We start from the raw sequence: 19,801 nt of genomic DNA, 5'->3' as shown, positions 1-19,801 counted from the left end.
GTCAGGGGCATTGCACGTATGCTTTGGCATACCAAGCATGAAGCTAACGAGGGCCCCATGAACGCCGGCCCATGGAAGAGAAGGAGGGATACGCTATGAGAGTGCCGTTGATGGCCCTATCCACGCTATTGGGCGCAACATTGTTGACCTCCCCGGTTATCCACGCCGGGGACTATCAAGGCGGCAACGAAACGCCCCAGCCGGCTCGTGAATCGAATACACACTACCCGGGCCTGGGTATGAGCCAGGGTACATTGGATTCGACATTGTTCAACCAGCTCGACCAGAATCAGGATGGTACCCTGAGTGGTGAAGAACTCGATGCCTATGGCGAACCAGCCGCCGGCAAAAAAGATGAAGAAAAACTCCGGTTATTGGATCGCTACGATACCAACGACAATGGCAAGATCAGCCGAGAGGAGTTTGATGAGGGGCGGGAATAGGAAGGCCCTGCACTTGCGACACAGTACCCTACAGACTGAATGATCAAACCCGGGACGCTTTAGCCGTATGTTTACGGTTAAGCTCCCGGGCCTTTGTCTATGCCTGCCTTTCCATTAAAGAATCAGCAGGACTTTACCGGATATGCCACACCCCCTTTTCAAAGACGGACGGGTTCGCCCAGTCTATCGGTGAGGGATCTGGTATAAGCAAACCCGTCCGCTAGGATCACCTGTTCAATGAAACAGGTGCTTGCGGATGCTCTCCTCGTCATGAGTGACCAGGTTCTTATCCAGGCTTTGCGTGACCATCTTGCTCAGCGGCTTGCTGAGCGAGTTCCGCAGGATACCCAGGAAGTTCGGCGCAGCAACCAGCACCAGGCTATCGAAGCGGCCCTGCTGGCGGCCCTCCTCCAACTTCTCGATAATAGTGCTGGCAAAGTCTTCCTGCTCTTGTCCCCGGTAGTCCGGCTCTTCCATCTGGTTCTGGGCTACGCCCATACGATCGTTCGTCTGGCCCGGCTTGTCCGAGACCAGCTCGCTTTGCTTCATCCGGGATTCAGGGTGCTCCAGCGATGCTATTTCAGCCGGAGTATTGACGCGCTGCGTGGTAGCCAGAATACGGGCGTGAGCGCTATCAGCTACGACAATCCAGGTCTTATCCATGATTCCCTCCTGTTGCGGATTTGCTGCTATTGCGAATTCATCCTTGCTGCCACCAGCAACGATGAATGTGACGGAATGACCTCAAACCGAATCGGAAAACCACCGGCATTTGCTGAAGAGTGCCGATCTGGCTCACCAAAACGGCCATTCCCTCTTTAACTTTAGCCTACGAAAAGGCGTGGGACACGAAAAGGGCTTTATCCACGAAGCTACAGAATCGTAACCCAACTTTCGTACCTCCGTTCGTTGATAACGGCTTCGTTATGGCGATGAAAGCGGGGGCCGGCTTTCATCAACGATTCAATCGTGCATCACTCAATCGAGGATGCATCGGTATCAGTGGTTAGGTGTAAGGGCGACATTGCGCTGACGTGCACCCAGGTATTCCGGACGTGGATTGGTTCCGGAGAACGGATCTGCCAAGCGGTTTTCGACGCTGTTGTAGACGAAGAACAGGTTCGCACGGGGCCAAGGCGACAGGTTCGCGTTCGACGCGTGCAACGTGTTGGAATCGAAAAGCAGCAACGAACCGGCACGACCTGTGGGGGCCTCGATACCGCGCTTGTTGGCCAGTTCAGCAATGGATTCCTGATCCGGCACGCCGATCTCCTGACTCTTGAGCGACTGCAGCCAGTTGTTATCCGGCGTTTTGCCAACACAAGGTACAAAGCGGTTGTGAGACCCCGGAATCAGCATCAACGGGCCGTTGAACGCATTGTTGTCGGTCAGCATGATCGATGCACTGATCGCACGCATCTTCGGCATGCCATCCTCACTGTGCCAGGTCTCGAAATCCGAGTGCCAGTTGAAGCCGCCACCGGAGAACCCGGCCTTGCTGTTGATCCGGGACTGGTGGATATAGACGTCGCCACCCAGGATCTGCTGCGCCATGCCGAGCAGGCGCGGGTCGCGGGTCATGCGGTCGAAGGCTTCAGACAGTTCATGCATGGCAAACACCGAGCGGATCTCGGTCTTGTCCGCATCCATGATGACCTCGTCCCGATCACGGATCTCCGGGTCGCGGGCCATGGCGTCGAGCTCTTCGAAGAACGGCTCGATACGTTCCTGGGGGAAAAACCCTTCAAGCCAGAGAAACCCGTCGCGCTCGAACTGATCGAGCTGGGAAACGCCGAGGGGGCCGTATTCCCGTTCTTCGCCTTCGCAGTGAATCACAGGTTCATGGCGATCAAACGTCTCCCGCTTGTCGTCCGTCCTGGTGGGGTAATGATCTGCATTCTGCAACATACCTACACACTCCATTTGTAAGTAAATGTAAATGACGGACGAAAGTTATCAGCCCACCCCAGGGGCTGACACAACATACGTTGTCACAACTTAGATCAAGGACTTAAAAAAGTTATTATTAATCAAATAGATAAAGAAATAGTCCGGGCACTGGCGCGCTTGGCGTGAAGCGATCGTAACTTCACTGACAGGTAGTTTTAGGCGTGGTGGATTTTTGCGGTGCAATTTTGGGTCCATCGCCCACGGCGATGTGTCCTTTGAGACTCCGTACTCGACGAAAAAACTGCATTTATATCGGGCAACTAGACGCATTATTGAGCAGTTTGAGGGCGAAATTTTTGCTTGGTTAAGGTTATTTCATTAAAACCTCAAAACGCTAAACATAGGTTATGGAGTTCGGGGGATATCGGAGGCTGAATAGGGCGCATCTCAAAGAATAAGGGCTAACCAAACCCATACGACGAAAGCCCAAAAAAGATTAGTCGTTAACATCTCTGTACAGATTAGCGTTCATGACAGACTCTTTGGACACCCGCTTTATCGTTGAGCAGTTCGAAAATTTCACACCCTTGAGCCAAAAGGATAAGGAACTCCTGAGTTCTCTGGTGAAGCCGCCCGTCACCTACATGAAGAACACCTCGGTCTGGCAACAGGGCACGAGTTCGGAACGCTTCTATATCCTGAGCAAGGGCTGGGCCTACGCCTACCGAAACATGGAAGAAGGCACGCGCCAGGTATTGGATATCTATGTCCCGGGCGACATCATCGGCCTGCGGGAATTTGCGTTCCGTAAACGGGGCTCGGGTCTCATGACACTGAGTCACGCGGAACTCTACCCGTTTTCCATGCCGCAGCTCAGCACCCTGTTCGCAAACTCGCTGTCGTTATGCAATATCTTCTTTACCATCGTGGCCCGTAACCAGGCGATCCTTCTGGAACGTATGGTCAACCTGGGTCGCCGCTCGGCAAAGGAGAAACTTGCGCATTTCCTGGTGGAGCTGTCCGAGCGGGTGCGTCGCGTACAAGGCGACATCGGCCATCACCTCGAACTGCCCGTACCCCAGGCCCTGCTCGCGGATGCATTGGGGCTCAGCGTCGTCCACGTAAACCGGACCTGCCGGGAACTCAAGGAAGAGGCATTGCTGATGCCCACCGGTAATGGCCTGACCATCCTCGATCTGGAGGGACTGCGGAAGGTTGCCCGGTTCGACGCCTACTACCTTCAGCATGACGACGAGACACTGTCCGCATACCTGCGCACAGTGCCGCAATTCAACATCAACCCTGGCCTGGGCTAGGCCGCCTGCCTCCCCCCCTGGCATCCTGTTTTGCGCCAGGGCTTGAACGACGGCACCCACTCTTCTTAAAGTTATTGTGACTGGTCCTTACGAACCCGTTATCTCGCTAGCCCCGCCCGAGAGCCTCGTAGGTACTGGATAGACAAATTTTACTAAACCCGCATCTGCACTGGAGAATGGAGAATCCCGTGAACGGCAGTTGTATCATTAAGCACTTCGAACATTACTCGCCCTTATCCGATAGCGACAAGGCGCTTCTGGATTCTCTCGAAAAAGGGCCCAAGAGCTATGTGAAGGGAACTACAGTTTGGGATCAAGGCTCGAGTTCGGACCATTTTTACACGGTCAAGAACGGCTGGGCCTTTTCGCACCGGGTTCTTGAGGACGGATCAAGACAGGTCCTGGATATCTTCGTACCCGGAGATATCGTGGGGCTGCGGGAATTTGCCTTCAACAAACGTGTATCTGGCCTAACAGTGATGAGCGACGCCGAACTCTGCGCCTTCCCCAAAACACGGCTGACAGAAGTCTTTGCTGAGTCAGTGGTGCTTTGCAATATCTTTTTTATGATCGCCGCGCGTGATCAAGCCATCCTGCTGGAGCGACTGGTGAACCTCGGACGCCGTTCGGCCCGAGAGAAGCTGGCCCACTTTCTGGTCGAGATTTTCGAACGACTGAAGAAAACCAATAGTGACGTCGGCGCACGCTCGAAGCTTCCCCTGACCCAGCCTATGTTGGGCGACGCCTTGGGGCTTAGTGCGGTTCACGTCAATCGAGTGTTCCGGGAGCTAAAGGACGAAGGACTGATCAGTCCGGGCAAAGGCGACGTAGAATTGCTCGATATAAAAGGCTTGGAAGAAGTTGCCCATTTTGATCACACCTACCTTCAGGAAGACATCGACGACATGCTGGAGCAGGCCCGCAAACTACAGTCCGGCAGCAACCGCCGCGCCCAACATTGACGCGGCCTGACAGTCATTCTCGTTTCATATCAGGGCGCCTTGTCACCGGTCCCCAGAACATGCTTGATCGTTAAACCCTGCACCAGGATCGAGAACACGACCACCACATAGGCCATAGGCAGGATCAAGTCGCGCTCCGGCCCCGCGGGCAACGACAACGCCAGAGCGACCGAAATCCCGCCCTTGAGGCCGCCCCAGGTCAGGGCTCGGATGGAATGGGGATTAAACTCTCGGAACGGCTTCAATGCCATGACCGGAATGCCTACCGCCACCAGCCGCGCCAACAGCGCCACCGGAATAGCGACGAGCCCGGCCCAGAGCGTCGGCAACTCAAAGGACAGGATCAGGATCTCCAGACCGATCAACAGGAAGAGAACGGCGTTGAGCAACTCATCCACCAACTCCCAAAAGGTGTCCAATTGCTCCTCGGTCTTTTTCGACATGGCAAACTTGCGGCCATGATTACCCAGCATCAGTCCGGCGACGACCACCGCCAGGGGACCGGACATGTGCAGCCGGTTGGCCAGGGCATAGCCACCGGCCACCAACGCTACCGTAACCAGTATTTCCACCTGGTAGTTATCCAGCTTCCGCAACAACCGGTAGCCGATGAAGCCGAGGATGAAACCCAGCACCAGCCCGCCTACCGCCTCTTCCAGGAACAGGAGGCCGATACTGGCGAACGTCGCCTCCCGTTCGCCCTGGGCGATACCAAGTATGCCCAGGAATACCACGACCGCTACACCGTCATTGAACAGGGATTCACCGGCAATCTTGGTGGACAGGCTCGCCGGCGCATCCACCGACTTCAGGATAGCCAGCACCGCAACGGGATCCGTAGGCGCTACCACAGCACCAAACAACAGGCAGTAGATAAACGGCAGCGACAGCCCCAGCCAGTCGACGACCAGCCACAGGGCACCACCGACCAGGAAGGTGGTCGTCACCACGCCAAAGGAGGCCAACAAGGCCACCAGCCATTTCTGCTCGGCCAGATCATCCAGGTTGACGTGCAGGGCCCCGGCGAACAACAGGAAGCTGAGCATGCCGTCGAGGAGCGTTCGTCCCAGATCCGCCTCCCCCACCAACTGTTCAGCCCAGTCAGCGAGATCGCGTATTCCCAAGTGGTTCAGCCCCACCAGGATCAGCGAGAACACCAGTGAGAAAGCCATGACGGCGATACTGGTGGGAAGCCCTATGAAGCGGGCATTGATGTAACTGAATAGCGCCGAGAGGCTGAGCAGGATGGCAACAATTTCGAATAAGGTCATGTGGTCCTTCACATTCTGGTTTTTAAAGTTGCTTTCGGCGTCTTTAACGATGCCTTCTAAAGCATCAAAACGATACCGATTGCCACGATTTCAGCAGATAATCTGTACACGAGCCAATTTCATAGGATTGAACAGCCACGTCAGACGACAATGACTCGCTGGTACCATGTCCGATAAGCGGGTCTGTTGCCCCTTGGGCGCGGTTTTTATAGATTAGAAAAGTTGATGGTCCCTTTGATTCGCCCTTCATACACTAGGCGTTACCCAGTGTAGGCAGTAAATAATGGCGGTGCCGGTTGCCTTGGCCAGATCGCGAGACACCTGCTTTTAGGGATACCGGTTGGCTTGTCGTCACCGGTGAATCCAGCAACTAATCAAAATAACGACATATGAGTAACAGGCTTGACGGCAGGAGGGCGCGATGGAAAAGAGCTGCATCATAAAACACTTCGAACATTATTCACCGCTAACCGAGGATGACAAGCTACTCCTTGATTCCCTGGAAAAGAGTCCACGGGAGTATCGCAAGAACACCTCGGTGTGGACCCAGGGAGAACCCTCCAACCACTTTTACACGGTGAGTAAGGGATGGGTCTACTCGTACCGGAACATGGAAGATGGCAGCCGGCAAATTCTGGATGTCTACGTACCTGGCGATGTGGTTGGCCTACGGGAATTCGCATTTAACAAACGCATTACCGGCCTGACGGTGATGTCCGATGCAGTCCTCTGCGCCTTTCCCAAGACCCGCCTGACGGAAGTCTTTGCCGAATCCCTGCTACTGTGCAGCATCTTCTTCATGATTTCCGCCACCGATCAGGCCATCCTGCTAGAGCGGCTGGTCAACCTGGGTCGCCGATCAGCGCGGCAAAAGCTCGCTCACTTCCTGCTGGAAATATCCAAACGCCTGCAAAAGACCAATGTCATTATCAACAACCACCTGACGCTGCCTCTTACGCAGACCCTGCTGGCCGACGCACTCGGTCTGAGCGCGGTCCATGTAAACCGGGTATTCAAGGAGTTGCGGGAAGAAAACCTGATCGAACAGACCAACGGCCATGTCCAGCTACTTGATGTCGAAGGCCTGCGCGAGGTTGCCGGCTTCGATGCTGGCTATCTCGAGGAAAACATCGAGGCCATGCTGCAACAGGCCCGTCAGATGCAACGCAAAATCAACGGCGCCGGCGGAGCCGATCCGGCGGACCTTGGCATCCTGGAGACCAGTTGATGAATCAACCGTCGGCGCTGGCTGATAATCGACTCAAACCGGCACAACCTCGGTAGCGGTCCGGCCCAGATACTCCATCAAGGACTCGAACGGCATCGGCCGGGTAAACAGGTAGCCCTGCCCCAGACTACACCCGAGGCGCCTCAACAGCGTGCGCTGCTGATCGTTCTCTACACCTTCGGCAACGAGCCTGAGCTCCAGTTTAGGCGTCATATCTGCAACGGCTGAGATCATCGAGGCGGCGTTGGGTGTATGCTCCGCCGCTTGCAGGAATGAACCGTCCAACTTGAGCGTCGATACGGGCAACGCCAACAGGCGTGCCATCGACGAATAACCGGTGCCGTAGTCATCGACGGTGAGTGAGAACCCGTGCTGCCTGAGATCCTGCAACACTTTCTCCATCCGTTTCACATCGCTCATCATGGACGCTTCCGTCACTTCCAGCTCGACGGCTGCCGGAGGCAGGCCAGCCTTCTGGACAACCTCTGCAAGACGCGCCGGCAACGAGGGCTGCCAAAGCTGGCGTACCGAGAGATTGAGGGACAGGCGCAGTTCGGGCAGGTGCTCCCGGGCCTGCCGGATGTCCTCGCAGGCACGTCGGAAAATCCAGTCGCCGACGCGAATGATCAGCCCGTTTTCCTCCAGTATCGGCAGGAACGCTTCCGGCGCTACCATACTGCCGTCGGCCTGGGGCCATCGCAGCAATGCTTCCACAGCCTGCACCTGGCCGGTCTCCAGATTGACCACCGGCTGATAGTGCAGCTCGAACGCCTGTTGCTGCACCGCCCGGTACAGGTCCTGCTCCAGTTCCACATGATTGGCATGCTCGGCGGAAAGCTCATCGCTGTAGAACTGGTAAGCATTGCCGCCCTGGCTCTTGGCCTCGTACATGGCCTGATCCGCCAACACCGGCAGCTCCATGGCCTCGCCACTGTCGTGCGGGAACAGACTGATACCGACACTCGCGCCCAGGTAGTGCTCATTGTGACCGTCGGTGAAGGGCTTCCGCATGCCGGTAACGATACGATCCGCCACATGGGTGGCCGCCGCGGTCAGGTAGTTGTGCTGCCCCTCCCGGTCGCCCACCTCTCCGGCATCCAGCTTTTCGAAAGGCATCAATACGACGAACTCGTCGCCACCCTGACGCGCCACAAAATCCTCTTCCCGGACCAACCCCTGGAGCCGTCGCGCAACCTTACGCAAGATCCGGTCCCCTACCTCATGACCCAGACTGTCGTTAATCCGCTTGAAGCCATCCAGATCGACGAAGAGCACGGCCGCATAACGCCCGTGCCGGTCAGCCTGGGCGTCCAGGGTGGTCAGCTGCTCATGAATCCACTGGCGATTCGGGAGGCCGGTCAGTACATCACGGTAGGCCCGTAGCTCTGCACTCAGCTTGGCGAGGCGCAAGGCCTCCCGGTCCCGAAGAGCCTTTAGGCCAAAGGCAATATTTTCGCTCAGCCGCCCCATCAACTCGATTTCCTCGGCCGTAAAGGCATGCCGGAGTTCCGAATAGAGCACCAGTATGCCCATTCGGTCATCGCTAACCTGGCACGGCAACACCAAGCAGGAGGCGAAATTGTACTCGCGCACTGCATCTTTCCATGGTTGGAAGCTACAGGCGCTCATCATGTCGTCGCATACCTGCGGCTGACCGGTGCGGACAGCGCGCCCGGCAGGACCGTTGCCCTCCGGTCCATCGCCCCATGTCGGAGATACTTCAGAGAGATAGCTTCCAGCATCACCACTCTGGGCCAACACTTCGATACTCTTGCGCTCGTCATTCTTAGCCAGACCTACCCAAGCAAACCGGAAACCTCGGTTACCGACCAGCTCGTCGAGCGTACTGTTAAGCAGCGCATCTTCGCTGTCTGCCCGGAGTATCAACTCGTTGCAAGAGGAAAATAACGAAAACGCACGTCCGAGCACACGCAGCTCACCGTCACTCTCGGCAATGCGATTCTTGAGGCTGACAGACAGGTCGCGCACCCGCACCAGATTGTTGACCCGAGCTAACAGCTCCGCCGGCTGGAAGGGCTGAACCATGACGTCCTCGATCTGCTGACCGATTAGTCCCATGGACAAATCCAGCTCCCGGGCTGGTAGCATCAACAACACGGGCAAGGCCGCCGGCGCTTCCCGTGAGCGAAGGATGCCGATCTCTTCCTGCCACGTATGCATCGCTTCGCGGTCGACGATAATCAGGTCCACCGCTCCAGCCTTGCGCAGTTCTTCCTGGTCGGTTGTAACGTCGAAATTCGACAGGGTTGCGTCAATCAGGCGCCGTTCACCTGCATTACCGACGAGTGATAGGATGCGTGCCATATGCGGCCTACGGGAACCGGAAATGTATCCGCCAACCTTACGCGGCACAAAGGCCCTAAGTCCTTAACATAAATAAGTTATTGATAAGCTTTAATTCCCGATTCACTCCTTGCAAACAACTGTTCTGACAGCACCTTCAGATACTTGCTGCATATCGCCTCGCCCGCCAATCCGTTCAAAAAACAAACAACGTTAATCTTCAGACCCAGTGTTTCCATTGCACGAATGGCACGTAATACCAAGAGTTCATTTGCAATGGAGTGCTTCAGATGTAGTAGGCTGAAGCCAGGACGCTGATATTCTGCCGCTCAAAGCATCATAGAGTAATCAGCCAGTGATCCGGCCCTGCTCCCCGGCAGTCGGGGCCGGATAACCGACGCTGCTGTAACTGAAATGCCATCGGTAGCCACGTTAATAGGGATGCACTCCCCGTTCGTAGGGCGGGTGAAAATAAGCTACAGAACAAGGAGAGAGCGCCATGATCAAATCCGGTGAGCTCGCCGGCCGGGAGACGGACGAACTCATGCCCCTCGCCCATCTCCGCGACATGTATCGCGACGTGCGACAGAAGTTCGAAGACTACTGCGCACCCCTGGAAATCGAGGATTACGGTCTGCAGGCGGTGGCGGAAACCAGTCCCGCCAAGTGGCACCTTGCCCACACCAGCTGGTTCTTCGAGACATTCCTGCTCAAACCCTTCATGCCGGGTTACCAGCCTCAACATCCGGCCTTCGAATATATTTTCAACTCCTACTACAACGGAGTCGGCGCCCAGTTCCCTCGACCTCAACGCGGCCTGCTATCGCGCCCGACGGTGGCAGAGGTCTATGATTACCGCCACGCCATCGACGACGCCATGCTGCGCCTGCTGGAATCCACCAACGGCGACCAGGAGACCATCGCCAGTCGCACCGAGCTCGGCTTGCAGCATGAGATGCAGCACCAGGAACTGTTCTTCACCGACCTGAAATACAACCTGGCGCAGAACCCGCTCTGCCCCGTGTATGTCGAGGCGCCCGGCCATGAAGAGCCTTCTGCCCCGCCCGAACTGGCCTGGAATAGCCATGACGGCGGTATCCTCAAGATGGGCGCGGAGACGGGTTCCGGTTTCTGCTTCGACAACGAAACGCCCCGCCACCGCGTCTTCCTCGAACCCTTCGAACTCGCCAACCGGCCGGTCACTAATGCCGACGTTCTGGCCTTTATCGAGGATGGCGGTTACCGCCAGCCGGCGCTTTGGCTGGCAGATGGTTGGGGCAAAGTGCAGGAGGGGCACTGGCAGCACCCGCTGTACTGGCGCCAGCAGGACAGTGAATGGTTCGAGTTCACCCTGCATGGTCTGAAACCGCTCAATCCCCAAGGCATTGCCTGCCACCTGAGCGCGTATGAGGCAGACGCCATCGCCCGCTGGATGGATGCCCGCCTGCCGACGGAATTCGAGTGGGAATCGGTGGCGCAGGGGCAACCGGTTGAAGGACATTTCGTCGATAGCGGCCTTTACCACCCCGATACCCCCACGCCCGATACGCTGTTCGGCAGCATCTGGCAGTGGACCAGCAGCGCCTACTCACCCTACCCCGGCTATCGTCCGGCCGAGGGTGCCATCGGTGAATACAACGGCAAGTTCATGTGTAACCAACTGGTGCTGCGGGGCGGCTCCTGCGTGACGGACCCACGCCAGGTACGTGCCAGCTACCGTAATTTCTTTTATCCGCCGGACCGCTGGCAGTTTAGCGGCGTGCGGCTTGCCAGGGATTACTGTAAATAACGACGGTCGCAGATCAGAACCGCCGTATATAACTACAGATTTGGCTCCAGGGACCAACGCGGCTACACATGCTAGCGCTGGTCGAACGCCTACCAGGGAAAAAAGGTAACGACATGGCTGAATCCGCCAAGGCACTGAATAACCGATTGGATTTCACCGACATGCACCCGGCCCAACAGGATGTCGTCGCCGAGGTGCTCGATGGGCTAAACCAGCCGCAGAAAACCCTCAGCCCCAAATTCTTCTATGACGAACGCGGCTCACAGCTGTTCGAGAGTATTACCGAGCAGCCGGAATACTACCCGACCCGCGCCGAACGGATGGTGCTCAGGAACAAGGCGCCGGATATCGCCCGGCATGTGGGCGAAGGGGCGATGCTGATCGAGCCCGGCTGCGGCAGTTGCGAGAAGGTACGCCTGTTGCTCGATGCGCTCCAGCCTTCACGCTACGTGGCCATGGATATCTCGTCGGAGTTCCTCCTCACAGCCGCCAACACGGTGGCGGGAGATTTTCCGGAGCTGGACATCCAGGCCGTGTGCGCTGACTTCTCGCAATTGGATGATTTGGAATTGGAGGCCTCTCCGGCACGTCGGGTCGCCTTCTTTCCCGGCTCGACCCTCGGCAACTTCACCCCGGAAATGGCCCGGAATTTCCTGCGCTCGGTGCGTCACATGGTGGGCGACGATGGCGGCCTGCTGATTGGCGTCGACCGGCATAAGGACGCCGACACGCTCACGGCCGCCTACAACGATCAGGCCGGGGTCACGGCGGCATTCAACCTGAACGCGTTGACGCACCTGAACCGTATCCTGCCGGCGGACTTCGACACAGAGGCCTTCCGCCACCGGGCGTTCTACAACACCGACGCGCGACGTGTCGAGATGCACCTGGAGAGCCTGCGGGACCAGTCGGTGCAGTGTGCAGGACAACGCGTCGGATTCCGGGTCGGGGAAACAATCCACTCGGAAAACTCCTACAAGTACACCGATGACGATTTCAGCGCACTGGCCCGGGATACCGGTTTCGCCGTCGAAGCGGACTGGTCCGATGCCCAGTCGCTGTTCTCGGTATTCTACTGTCGGGCGAACTGATCGTTCGCTTGTCACCGTAGGGAACCCCTAGACGGGTTTCCCGACATAGAATCTGGGCTAGGCTCTAGTCACAGGACTCGTATTGAAGAGAGCCCAGGTCAAAGCGCCCAGGCCAGAATGCCCGAGCCTGCGCGCTCAAGCCAGAAAGGAGACCGGACACATCCATCGAGGTATGCAGTAAGCAATGGAACAAGCTGAACTCGAACGCCGTGCAGGTTGGAAGAAGTCGCCCATCGTGGGCATCCTGGCCAGCATCGTGCTGGTCGGCGCTATTCTCGCAGTGCTCTACGCCCTCGGTATTCACGAGCGCATCGTTGAGCTGTTGCAGTGGTTTGATGCCCAGGGAGCCTGGGCGCCGGTGCTGTTCATCCTGATCATGAGCCTGGTAATGGTCCTGCTGTTACCCGGTGTGCTGTTCACCACCGGCGCTGGGTTCGTCTTCGGGGTGTTCCACGGCACCCTCTACGTGGTCGCCGGTACCGTACTGGGCGCGACCCTGTCCTTCCTGATTGCCCGTCACCTGTTCGGTGAAAAGGCCAAGGCCTTCATCATGGCCCGTTCCAGGCTCAGGTTGATGAGTGACGAGCTTACTCCTCACGGCTGGAAGATCGTGCTTTTGACGCGCCTCATTCCGTTCTTTCCCAGCAAGATCTCCAACTATTTCTTCGGGCTGACCCACTTCTCGCTGCCGGGATTCGTCGTGGGATGCGCCCTTGGCTATATCCCCTTTTCCCTGCACAACGTCTACCTCGGTTCCCTCGCCGCCGACCTGACCACGCTGGGCGTACGCGAGACCGGTCGATCGCACCTGGAATGGGCCATTTACGGCGCCGGCTTCGTAGGTACGGTTGTGGCGGTGATATTCCTCAATCGCCTCGCCCGCCGCGCGTTGGCCAAATACACAGGCAATGAAGATATCGTGGAGGATCCCTCGTGAGCTGGATGAAATGGCTGCCCTGGCGCTTCGTCGTACGTCATGTCGCACGCAAGCACGGCTTCCTCGACCCGATAGCGCTGCTGTCCCGCCTGCATAGCTTCGCCCAGCCGTCCGACGTCGGCGAACCCATTGAACTCCTGCGTGCCGGCGTGGTGTTCCACGCGCGTGGGCTGATCAACAGCCGGGTGATCCAGCACAACCTGGATTGGGTCTGGCCCTACTGGATCGAAAAACAGTTCGATCCGCTGGACCCGTCATTCATTCCGCGCGCGTTCTCTATCACGCACATCAATCTTAGCCATCGCAACTGGACCGCTGTCGGCCATCCCGACGTGGACGAACTTCCGATCGTCGATCCGCGCGGCCTGCTGACCCCGTTCTTCGACGGCTGGTCCCTGGACGGCTGGCTGATGGCCAAGGACGGGCGCTGTCTACTACCTTCCCGCATTCCCGACGCCAGGCAGCGCCAGGAGCTGGGCCAGGGTGTAAGTGTTACGACTGAATCGGCCATGGCGGGCATGAAGCTGACCAACCGCGCCTGGGTCGAACTGGAGAATGGTGTCCCCGTCTGCAAGATGCGACTGCGGGCCCAGAGCGACACCGAAGGTTCGCTCGTGCTGGCCTTGCGGCCCAGCAATCCGGAAGGCATTGCCTTTATCCACAAAGCCCACCTTTCCAGGGAACGCAATGCCTGGACCATCGACGGGCATAAATCGGTTTCCTTCAGCCGCCCAGCGGGCCGGCACCATGTATCCGACTACACGCATGGTGACGTGCATATCCACCTGCAGGATCGCGACGACCAGACCGAGGGCGTCTGCGATGTCGGCATGGTCACCGCCGCGGCACTATTTACCGTCAAGCCAGGCGAGACCACAGAGATCACCGCCAGCGTACCCCTGTCGGAGCGCTCCGCCCGCCTGCCTTCGCCCGACGCCTGGACCGAGGAGCGCGAAGGCCATGCAAAACTGGTGTGCCCCGACGCGAAGTACCAGTTTCTCTATGACGCCGCGGTTGTCTCGCTAATCCTCCACTCACCGGACGATGTCTATCCCGGTCCGTTCACCTACAAACGTTTCTGGTTCCGGGATGCCGCCTTCATCATCAATGCCCTGCTGAGCGTGGGCCTGACCGGCCGGGCCGAGCGGGCGCTGGAACGCTTTCCCGACCGGCAGACGACCATGGGCTATTTCCGCTCCCAGGAGGGGGAGTGGGATTCCAACGGCCAGGTGCTCTGGATCCTGCAACGCTTTTTCCAGCTGACCGGCACCAAACCCGGAGCCCATTGGCATGGCCCAATCAAACGCGGTTCGCGCTGGATCGGGCGCAAACGCCTGAAGGAAAACCTCGATGCGCCCCACGCCGGCCTACTGCCGGCCGGCTTTAGCGCCGAACATCTGGGTCCCAACGACTACTATTTCTGGGATGATTTCTGGGGGTTGGCCGGCCTGCACGCCGCGAGTGAGATGCTAGCCGAGTTCAACATCGAGGAGAGCAAGGAAATCGCCCGCGAGGCGGACAACTTCGCCCATGCCATTGATCGCTCCCTGGAGAAATGTCAGCAGCGTCTGGGTCGCCTGGCCATCCCCGCTTCGCCCTACAGGCGCCTGGATGCGGGTGCGATCGGCTCACTCGCCTTCGGCTATCCGGCACAACTCTGCGAGCCAGACGATCCGCGCCTGCTTGACCTGGCAAACTTCCTGATCGAGCACTGCTTCGTGAAAGATGCCTTCTATCAGGACATGATCCATTCCGGCCTCAATGCCTACCTCACCCTGCACGTAGCGCAGGTCCTGCTACGGGCTGGCGATCCGCGTCATGTGGACCTGATGGATGCCGTAGCCGATCTGGCCTCATCCACCGGTCAGTGGCCCGAAGCCATCCACCCGGGTACCGGGGGCGGTTGCATGGGCGACGGCCATCACGTTTGGGCATCGGCGGAATGGGTGCTGATGATCCGCAATTGCTTCGTCCGTGAGGAAGGCGAGCGGCTGGTCCTGTGCGCCGGCATTCCCCAGCGTTGGCTCGACCAGTCCAGACCGATCAGCTTCGGCCCGGCTCCAACGACGTTCGGCAGCGTTTCGGTAAGCATCAGCCCTAACCCTGACGGTGATCCCGAAGTGGTATGGACGGCCGACTGGCACGGTGCAGAGCCTGAGATCTCTGTCCAGCTTCCCGGCCACGACCCGATCATGGCGAAAAAGGGAGCGAACTCGGTGACGCTCGAACGTCAGGGTCAGGAAGCCTGATCAACGATGTGGAATGCCCAGATATAGAGAATCCCGAGGCACGCCAATACCGTCGCCAGGTTGCTCGCGCCGTGGTTCTTGCGGAAGGCGTGCCAGTTCCAGTGCAATAGCCGTTCGCGATCCAGGTTGGTCAGGCGAGGGACAAAGCGCGGCACACGCTCGCAGTAATCGCGGTACGCGTCGCCGAAAACCGTCGGAAGCAACGCCTCTTCCCTTTCCACGCGAGTGACCGCATAAAAGTAGTAAAGTGCCATCGTAGCCAGCACCAGCCACGGACTGCCCGTCATCATCACCACGCCGATGACCAACAGGAACCGGGTGATGTACTGGGGATTGCGCACGAGACTGTAGGGTCCTTTGTCCGCCAGCACTTTCTGGGTATCGATACACGCGAAACTCCAGGCCTGCAGTAACGCGCCGACCAGTGCTACCGCCGCCCCCGGCCAATACCAGGCTGCGCTGATCTCGCTCATGATGAGCACGAGCAGAGCGATGCCCAGGGGGACTCTGAGTTTACGGAACCACTGGCGGAAGGTGGCGTTGTGAAAGAATTGGCGAATGGCGTGCGTCATGTCGCGCCCCCAATGTTTTGGCTTGGAATGGTGCCGGTGATAATACGCTTGGAGGTACCTGGTCCGGTCGTCGTCGAGAGACTCCGGCGCCAGACGAGCCCAGGACTTGTAGAGGCGGCTGTAATCCATGCGTTGTAGCCGGTGGGTCAGCTGCTTGGGAACGAACTGAGTGAAGACGCAGGAGCCGAAATCAATCACACCGGGCTCTCCGGTTTCGTCGGCGACAAGGATATTACGAGTATTTCCCAGGTCCATATGCACCACCCCGCGGTCGTGGATCTGCCGGAGGGTACCTTCCAGCCTGAGGAAAAACCCGGCATCGAGCTTATCGTTCCGCTCACGTCGCTCGCGCAACGTCGTCCCGCCAATATAGCGGTAGCAGAGTGCATCCCGATCCAGCATGAACGGTTCGCGTGGCACGCCCGGCAGGTTCATCAGCAGTTTTAGGGCACGATACTCTCGGGCCAGGAGCCAGCGGCCCCAAAGGTATTTGGTAACCCGATTGCCCGAGACATCCTTGATCACCCACTCGTGGCCGGCGACCAGCCCACGGCTGACACGGGCCTGACCCCAGCGGGTCCGGTAGAGTGAAGAGAGTGACGCGGCCGGCTGGCTGCCTATGTCCCCGCGTGTAAACGGTTGGTGGCCAACAATGACGTCGGCCCATTGCAGATCCTTGTCCATGGTGTCGCAATGACTTCCAGAGCAAAGACCCAGGGGAAAGCTTCACACCCCGACAGCGGTGGTCGGTTGAAGATGGTCGCAACGCCTCCGGATGTTACAGAGCACGCTACGAAATGATTATAGAATCAGCATTCAGGATGCATCAAGAACGGGCGTCGAGACTGAGAGCTGCTCACCGTTTTCACGAGAATAGGTACCTGTTGCGCAGCACGGGCAATGGTCGCAAGCTAACATGAAATCCGAATCCGGGCGCTGCCGCGAGTCGCGGCCAAAGATTATGTGATGGCAAGGAACCCAACAGATGGACATTGACCGCAAACGACTGGCCGAACAGGCGGCTCGCCCACATTATGCCAAGGGGCGATTCCGCAACCTGGAACGCACGGTCACCCATGGCCTGGGGGATTTCCTGCGCTGGCAACTGGCACCTGGCCGCCGGTTCCCACGGGGCAAGCGCTTTGCCCTGTTACATCCGGAAGCCCGCACCCTGGCGCAGCCACCCGCCGAACCTCAACTCACCTGGCTCGGCCATGCCGCGTTCCTGTTCCAGTATCGTGGTCTTAATATCCTCACCGACCCGGTGCTGTCCGAACGCGCGAGCCCGTTCAAGCGGGTCGGTCCCAAACGCTACACGCCCGCGGCGCTGACAGTTGCGGAACTGCCTGAAATCCACCAGGTACTTATCTCCCACAACCACTACGACCACCTGGACGAAACCACCGTACGCCAGCTCCACCGGCGATTCGGCGATGACCTGTGTTTCTGTATTCCCAAGGGATTACGGGCATGGTTCGAGAAACGGAAGATCCGTAACCTCGTGGAGCTGGACTGGTGGCATTCCGAGAAATTCGCGGATGGCCGGGAAACCTTCTGCCTCCCCACCCAACACTTCAGCGGACGTTCACCCACCGATGGCAACCGATCGCTGTGGTGCAGCTGGCTGCTGGATATTGACGGATTCCGCTTCTACTTCGCCGGCGATACGGGCTACGGGACCGTTTTCACGGAGATTGGAGAAATCTTTGCGCCGATCGACCTCGCCCTGCTACCCATCGGCGCCTACGACCCTCGCTGGTTCATGTCGCCGGTCCACGTCGATCCGGAGGAGGCCGTCCACATCCACAGGGATATCGGCGCCCGGCAGTCCGTGGCCATGCATTGGGGTACTTTCGTGCTCACTGACGAACCGATGGACGAACCGCCCCGACGCCTGCGTCAGGCGCTAGCGGATCAGGGCATAGACGAGGGAGCCTTCCGCGTCATGCAGCACGGTGAAATCCGCCCCTTTCCTCGTACAGCGGAGAAACACGAACCGGCAACCGTCGCCTCACGCGCCTGAATCGGCAGCGACAGATCAGGCAACCCTGCGCTCCTGGCTGAAGAAGGCCACGCACTGCTCCAACTGCTGGCGTTTGGCCGCACTCTGCTCGGCGAATTTGATGCCATACCGGTAGCGGTTGTCCTGATCCCTGCGCCAGACCACCTCACCCTCAACCTCGACGATGTCGTGGCGAGAGAAATCACGGATATCGTCACTGGGCATCTGGATCTGCAGACGCAGGTGGCTGCCTTGTTCGAAGGACTGCTTTGCCAGCAGGTTCAGCCCCGTGAGGCTAATGTCCTGGGACAGACCTTCGTACTGGGTACTGTTATGCCAGATCGTGACCAGCAGGTGTCCGCTGACCCGCTCGGCATTGCGGCGCTCCTCGCCGTTGCTCGGCGCGTCCGAACGCTCGCGATGGCTCTCGTCATACTTCATACCGGTCAACTGGTTCTGTAGCCGGCTGGTGAGCTCGAACAGGGCGTCGCCGATATTGGCGGTATTGCCGATTTTCTGTGAGTTTTCCTGCAGCGTACTGAAAAGGGTCGACAGGGTATCGTTGACTTGGGCCAGTCCCTCGAGTTGCTCGGAAGACGCCTGGCTAATGCGTTGGTTCAACTCGGTGGTTTCGCTGATATCGTTACCCATGGCCTCGATAATGCCAATGGTGCGCTCGGAGCTTTCACGGTTCTCGTCCATATCGGCCACCACACCATCCATAACCCTGGATACCGCTTCGACTCGCTGGATCAGTGTCTCCACGATCCGCGCCACCTCCTCGGCCGATTGTCCCGTACGAGCGGCCAGCGCACGCACCTCGTCGGCAACGACAGCGAAACCACGGCCGCTGTCTCCGGCCCGGGCAGCCTCGATGGCCGCGTTCAGGGCAAGCAGGTTGGTTTGTTCCGAGATCGAGCGAATCGTACCCACAATCTCGCCAATGGTGCCGGCCGCAGCCTGAAGCTCACCGACCTCCGAGGACGCCTTGCCGACGCCCTGACCGATGACTTGCATACGCTGGATGGTCTGCTGCACCGATTCGACGCCTTCACGGCCGCGTGCTTCGGTCTCCAGGGCTTTTTCCAACGTGTTGCCGCTCAAGTCACGCACCTGCTCCGAGGCCTGGTGCAGGGCATCGGTCGCTTCGGTGACTTCCGTCGACCGGGTTTCCTGGGCGCGACTGATCTGCTCGATTTCTCGAGAGACCGCTGCGATCTGGTAGGCGGATTGCCCCATATGTACCGAAGAATCGTGGATACTCGCGATCAATCTGTTGAGCCGGGATAACATGTCGTTGAACTGACGCTGGACCTGCCCGATTTCATCCTGGGACGTCACCTCAACCGGCTTTGTCAGATCGCCTTTCTCGACCGACCTCAGCGACCGGTTCAGAGCCATGATCGGACGCACCATGACGGCCGCCAGTATGGCAATCAATACGAACTGGACCAGGAATTCCAGTGCCGATTCCCATATCGCAGTCACCATCACATCGTCGTAGTGCTGGTGCAGTACCGCCATGGTTTCTTCAGTCACGCCTTCCCTTTCCGCCAACGCTAGCATGGACTGCAGATTCAGCATTTCGATGAAGCGGTTATAGAGCGTCGTCGCCATGGTGACGGCGAAAAAGGTGAACTGCAGTTTCCAGCGGATGCTTAGGCGGGACCACCAACCAAACATGTAAACCTCGATCATTTGTTGTAATGCAGATCCGGGAACCTCGGATTCCCGAATGTGGCTGTTC

Annotated in this window: 15 protein-coding genes; 9 read left to right on the top strand and 6 right to left on the bottom strand. The window is 58.3% G+C overall.

Annotated features, from left to right (window positions below; genetic code table 11):
• The first annotated feature begins 95 nt into the window (after nt 1-95).
• A complete protein-coding gene (locus tag RE428_RS06630) occupies nt 96-443 on the top strand; it encodes an EF-hand domain-containing protein (RefSeq protein WP_004581196.1) in 348 nt (115 codons plus the stop codon).
• Between the two features lie 234 nt (nt 444-677).
• On the opposite strand, the gene RE428_RS06625 is transcribed toward RE428_RS06630, so the two are convergent.
• Together RE428_RS06625 and thpD are read right to left on the bottom strand one after the other, a co-directional pair.
• Nucleotides 678-1,106 (bottom strand): host attachment protein, encoded by a 429-nt coding sequence (locus RE428_RS06625; RefSeq protein ID WP_004581195.1) that lies wholly within the window; start codon nt 1,104-1,106, stop codon nt 678-680.
• A gap of 336 nt (nt 1,107-1,442) precedes the next feature.
• Nucleotides 1,443-2,351, bottom strand: a complete 909-nt coding sequence (thpD, locus tag RE428_RS06620) for an ectoine hydroxylase (RefSeq protein ID WP_004581194.1) — start codon at nt 2,349-2,351, stop codon at nt 1,443-1,445.
• 512 nt (nt 2,352-2,863) lie between these two features.
• Between thpD and RE428_RS06615 the strand changes: the two genes are divergently transcribed.
• Both RE428_RS06615 and RE428_RS06610 read left to right on the top strand, forming a co-directional pair.
• Complete coding sequence (locus tag RE428_RS06615) at nt 2,864-3,649, top strand: Crp/Fnr family transcriptional regulator (RefSeq protein WP_004581193.1); 786 nt, start codon at nt 2,864-2,866, stop codon at nt 3,647-3,649.
• Between the two features lie 188 nt (nt 3,650-3,837).
• Complete coding sequence (locus tag RE428_RS06610; RefSeq protein WP_115840314.1) at nt 3,838-4,611, top strand: Crp/Fnr family transcriptional regulator; 774 nt, start codon at nt 3,838-3,840, stop codon at nt 4,609-4,611.
• Nucleotides 4,612-4,640: 29 nt separating this feature from the next.
• Here the strand turns inward: RE428_RS06610 and RE428_RS06605 are convergent, their stop codons facing one another.
• Complete coding sequence (locus tag RE428_RS06605) at nt 4,641-5,882, bottom strand: cation:proton antiporter (protein ID WP_004581191.1); 1,242 nt, start codon at nt 5,880-5,882, stop codon at nt 4,641-4,643.
• Between the two features lie 421 nt (nt 5,883-6,303).
• On the opposite strand from RE428_RS06605, the gene RE428_RS06600 reads away from it, so the two are divergent.
• A complete protein-coding gene (locus RE428_RS06600) occupies nt 6,304-7,110 on the top strand; it encodes a Crp/Fnr family transcriptional regulator (RefSeq protein ID WP_004581190.1) in 807 nt (268 codons plus the stop codon).
• Between the two features lie 33 nt (nt 7,111-7,143).
• On the opposite strand, the gene RE428_RS06595 is transcribed toward RE428_RS06600, so the two are convergent.
• Complete coding sequence (locus RE428_RS06595; protein ID WP_004581189.1) at nt 7,144-9,435, bottom strand: putative bifunctional diguanylate cyclase/phosphodiesterase; 2,292 nt, start codon at nt 9,433-9,435, stop codon at nt 7,144-7,146.
• Between the two features lie 478 nt (nt 9,436-9,913).
• Between RE428_RS06595 and egtB the strand changes: the two genes are divergently transcribed.
• The 4 genes from egtB (at nt 9,914) to RE428_RS06575 (ending at nt 15,480) form a co-directional block, all read left to right on the top strand.
• A complete protein-coding gene (gene egtB, locus RE428_RS06590; protein ID WP_004581188.1) occupies nt 9,914-11,203 on the top strand; it encodes an ergothioneine biosynthesis protein EgtB in 1,290 nt (429 codons plus the stop codon).
• Nucleotides 11,204-11,316: 113 nt separating this feature from the next.
• Entirely contained in the window at nt 11,317-12,294 is a 978-nt protein-coding gene (gene egtD, locus RE428_RS06585; RefSeq protein ID WP_004581187.1) for an L-histidine N(alpha)-methyltransferase, read from the top strand.
• 184 nt (nt 12,295-12,478) lie between these two features.
• Entirely contained in the window at nt 12,479-13,231 is a 753-nt protein-coding gene (locus RE428_RS06580; protein WP_004581186.1) for a TVP38/TMEM64 family protein, read from the top strand.
• Between the two features lie 5 nt (nt 13,232-13,236).
• Nucleotides 13,237-15,480: a hypothetical protein gene (locus tag RE428_RS06575; protein WP_004581185.1), complete on the top strand. Its 2,244-nt coding sequence runs from the start codon at nt 13,237-13,239 to the stop codon at nt 15,478-15,480.
• Here RE428_RS06575 and RE428_RS06570 read toward each other — a convergent pair.
• A complete protein-coding gene (locus RE428_RS06570) occupies nt 15,468-16,736 on the bottom strand; it encodes a methyltransferase (protein ID WP_004581184.1) in 1,269 nt (422 codons plus the stop codon). The two genes, RE428_RS06575 and RE428_RS06570, sit on opposite strands and share 13 nt — an antisense overlap.
• A 301-nt stretch (nt 16,737-17,037) precedes the next feature.
• Between RE428_RS06570 and RE428_RS06565 the strand changes: the two genes are divergently transcribed.
• A complete protein-coding gene (locus RE428_RS06565; RefSeq protein WP_004581183.1) occupies nt 17,038-18,075 on the top strand; it encodes an MBL fold metallo-hydrolase in 1,038 nt (345 codons plus the stop codon).
• A 15-nt stretch (nt 18,076-18,090) separates the two neighbouring features.
• Here RE428_RS06565 and RE428_RS06560 read toward each other — a convergent pair whose 3' ends face one another.
• Complete coding sequence (locus RE428_RS06560) at nt 18,091-19,752, bottom strand: methyl-accepting chemotaxis protein (protein ID WP_004581182.1); 1,662 nt, start codon at nt 19,750-19,752, stop codon at nt 18,091-18,093.
• Between the last annotated feature and the right edge of the window lie 49 nt (nt 19,753-19,801).

It is taken from the genome of Marinobacter nanhaiticus D15-8W (genome assembly GCF_036511935.1).
Lineage (GTDB): Bacteria > Pseudomonadota > Gammaproteobacteria > Pseudomonadales > Oleiphilaceae > Marinobacter_A > Marinobacter_A nanhaiticus.
The sequence above is the reverse complement of the archived record's forward strand: the minus strand, read 5'-3'. Positions and strand labels throughout refer to the sequence as shown.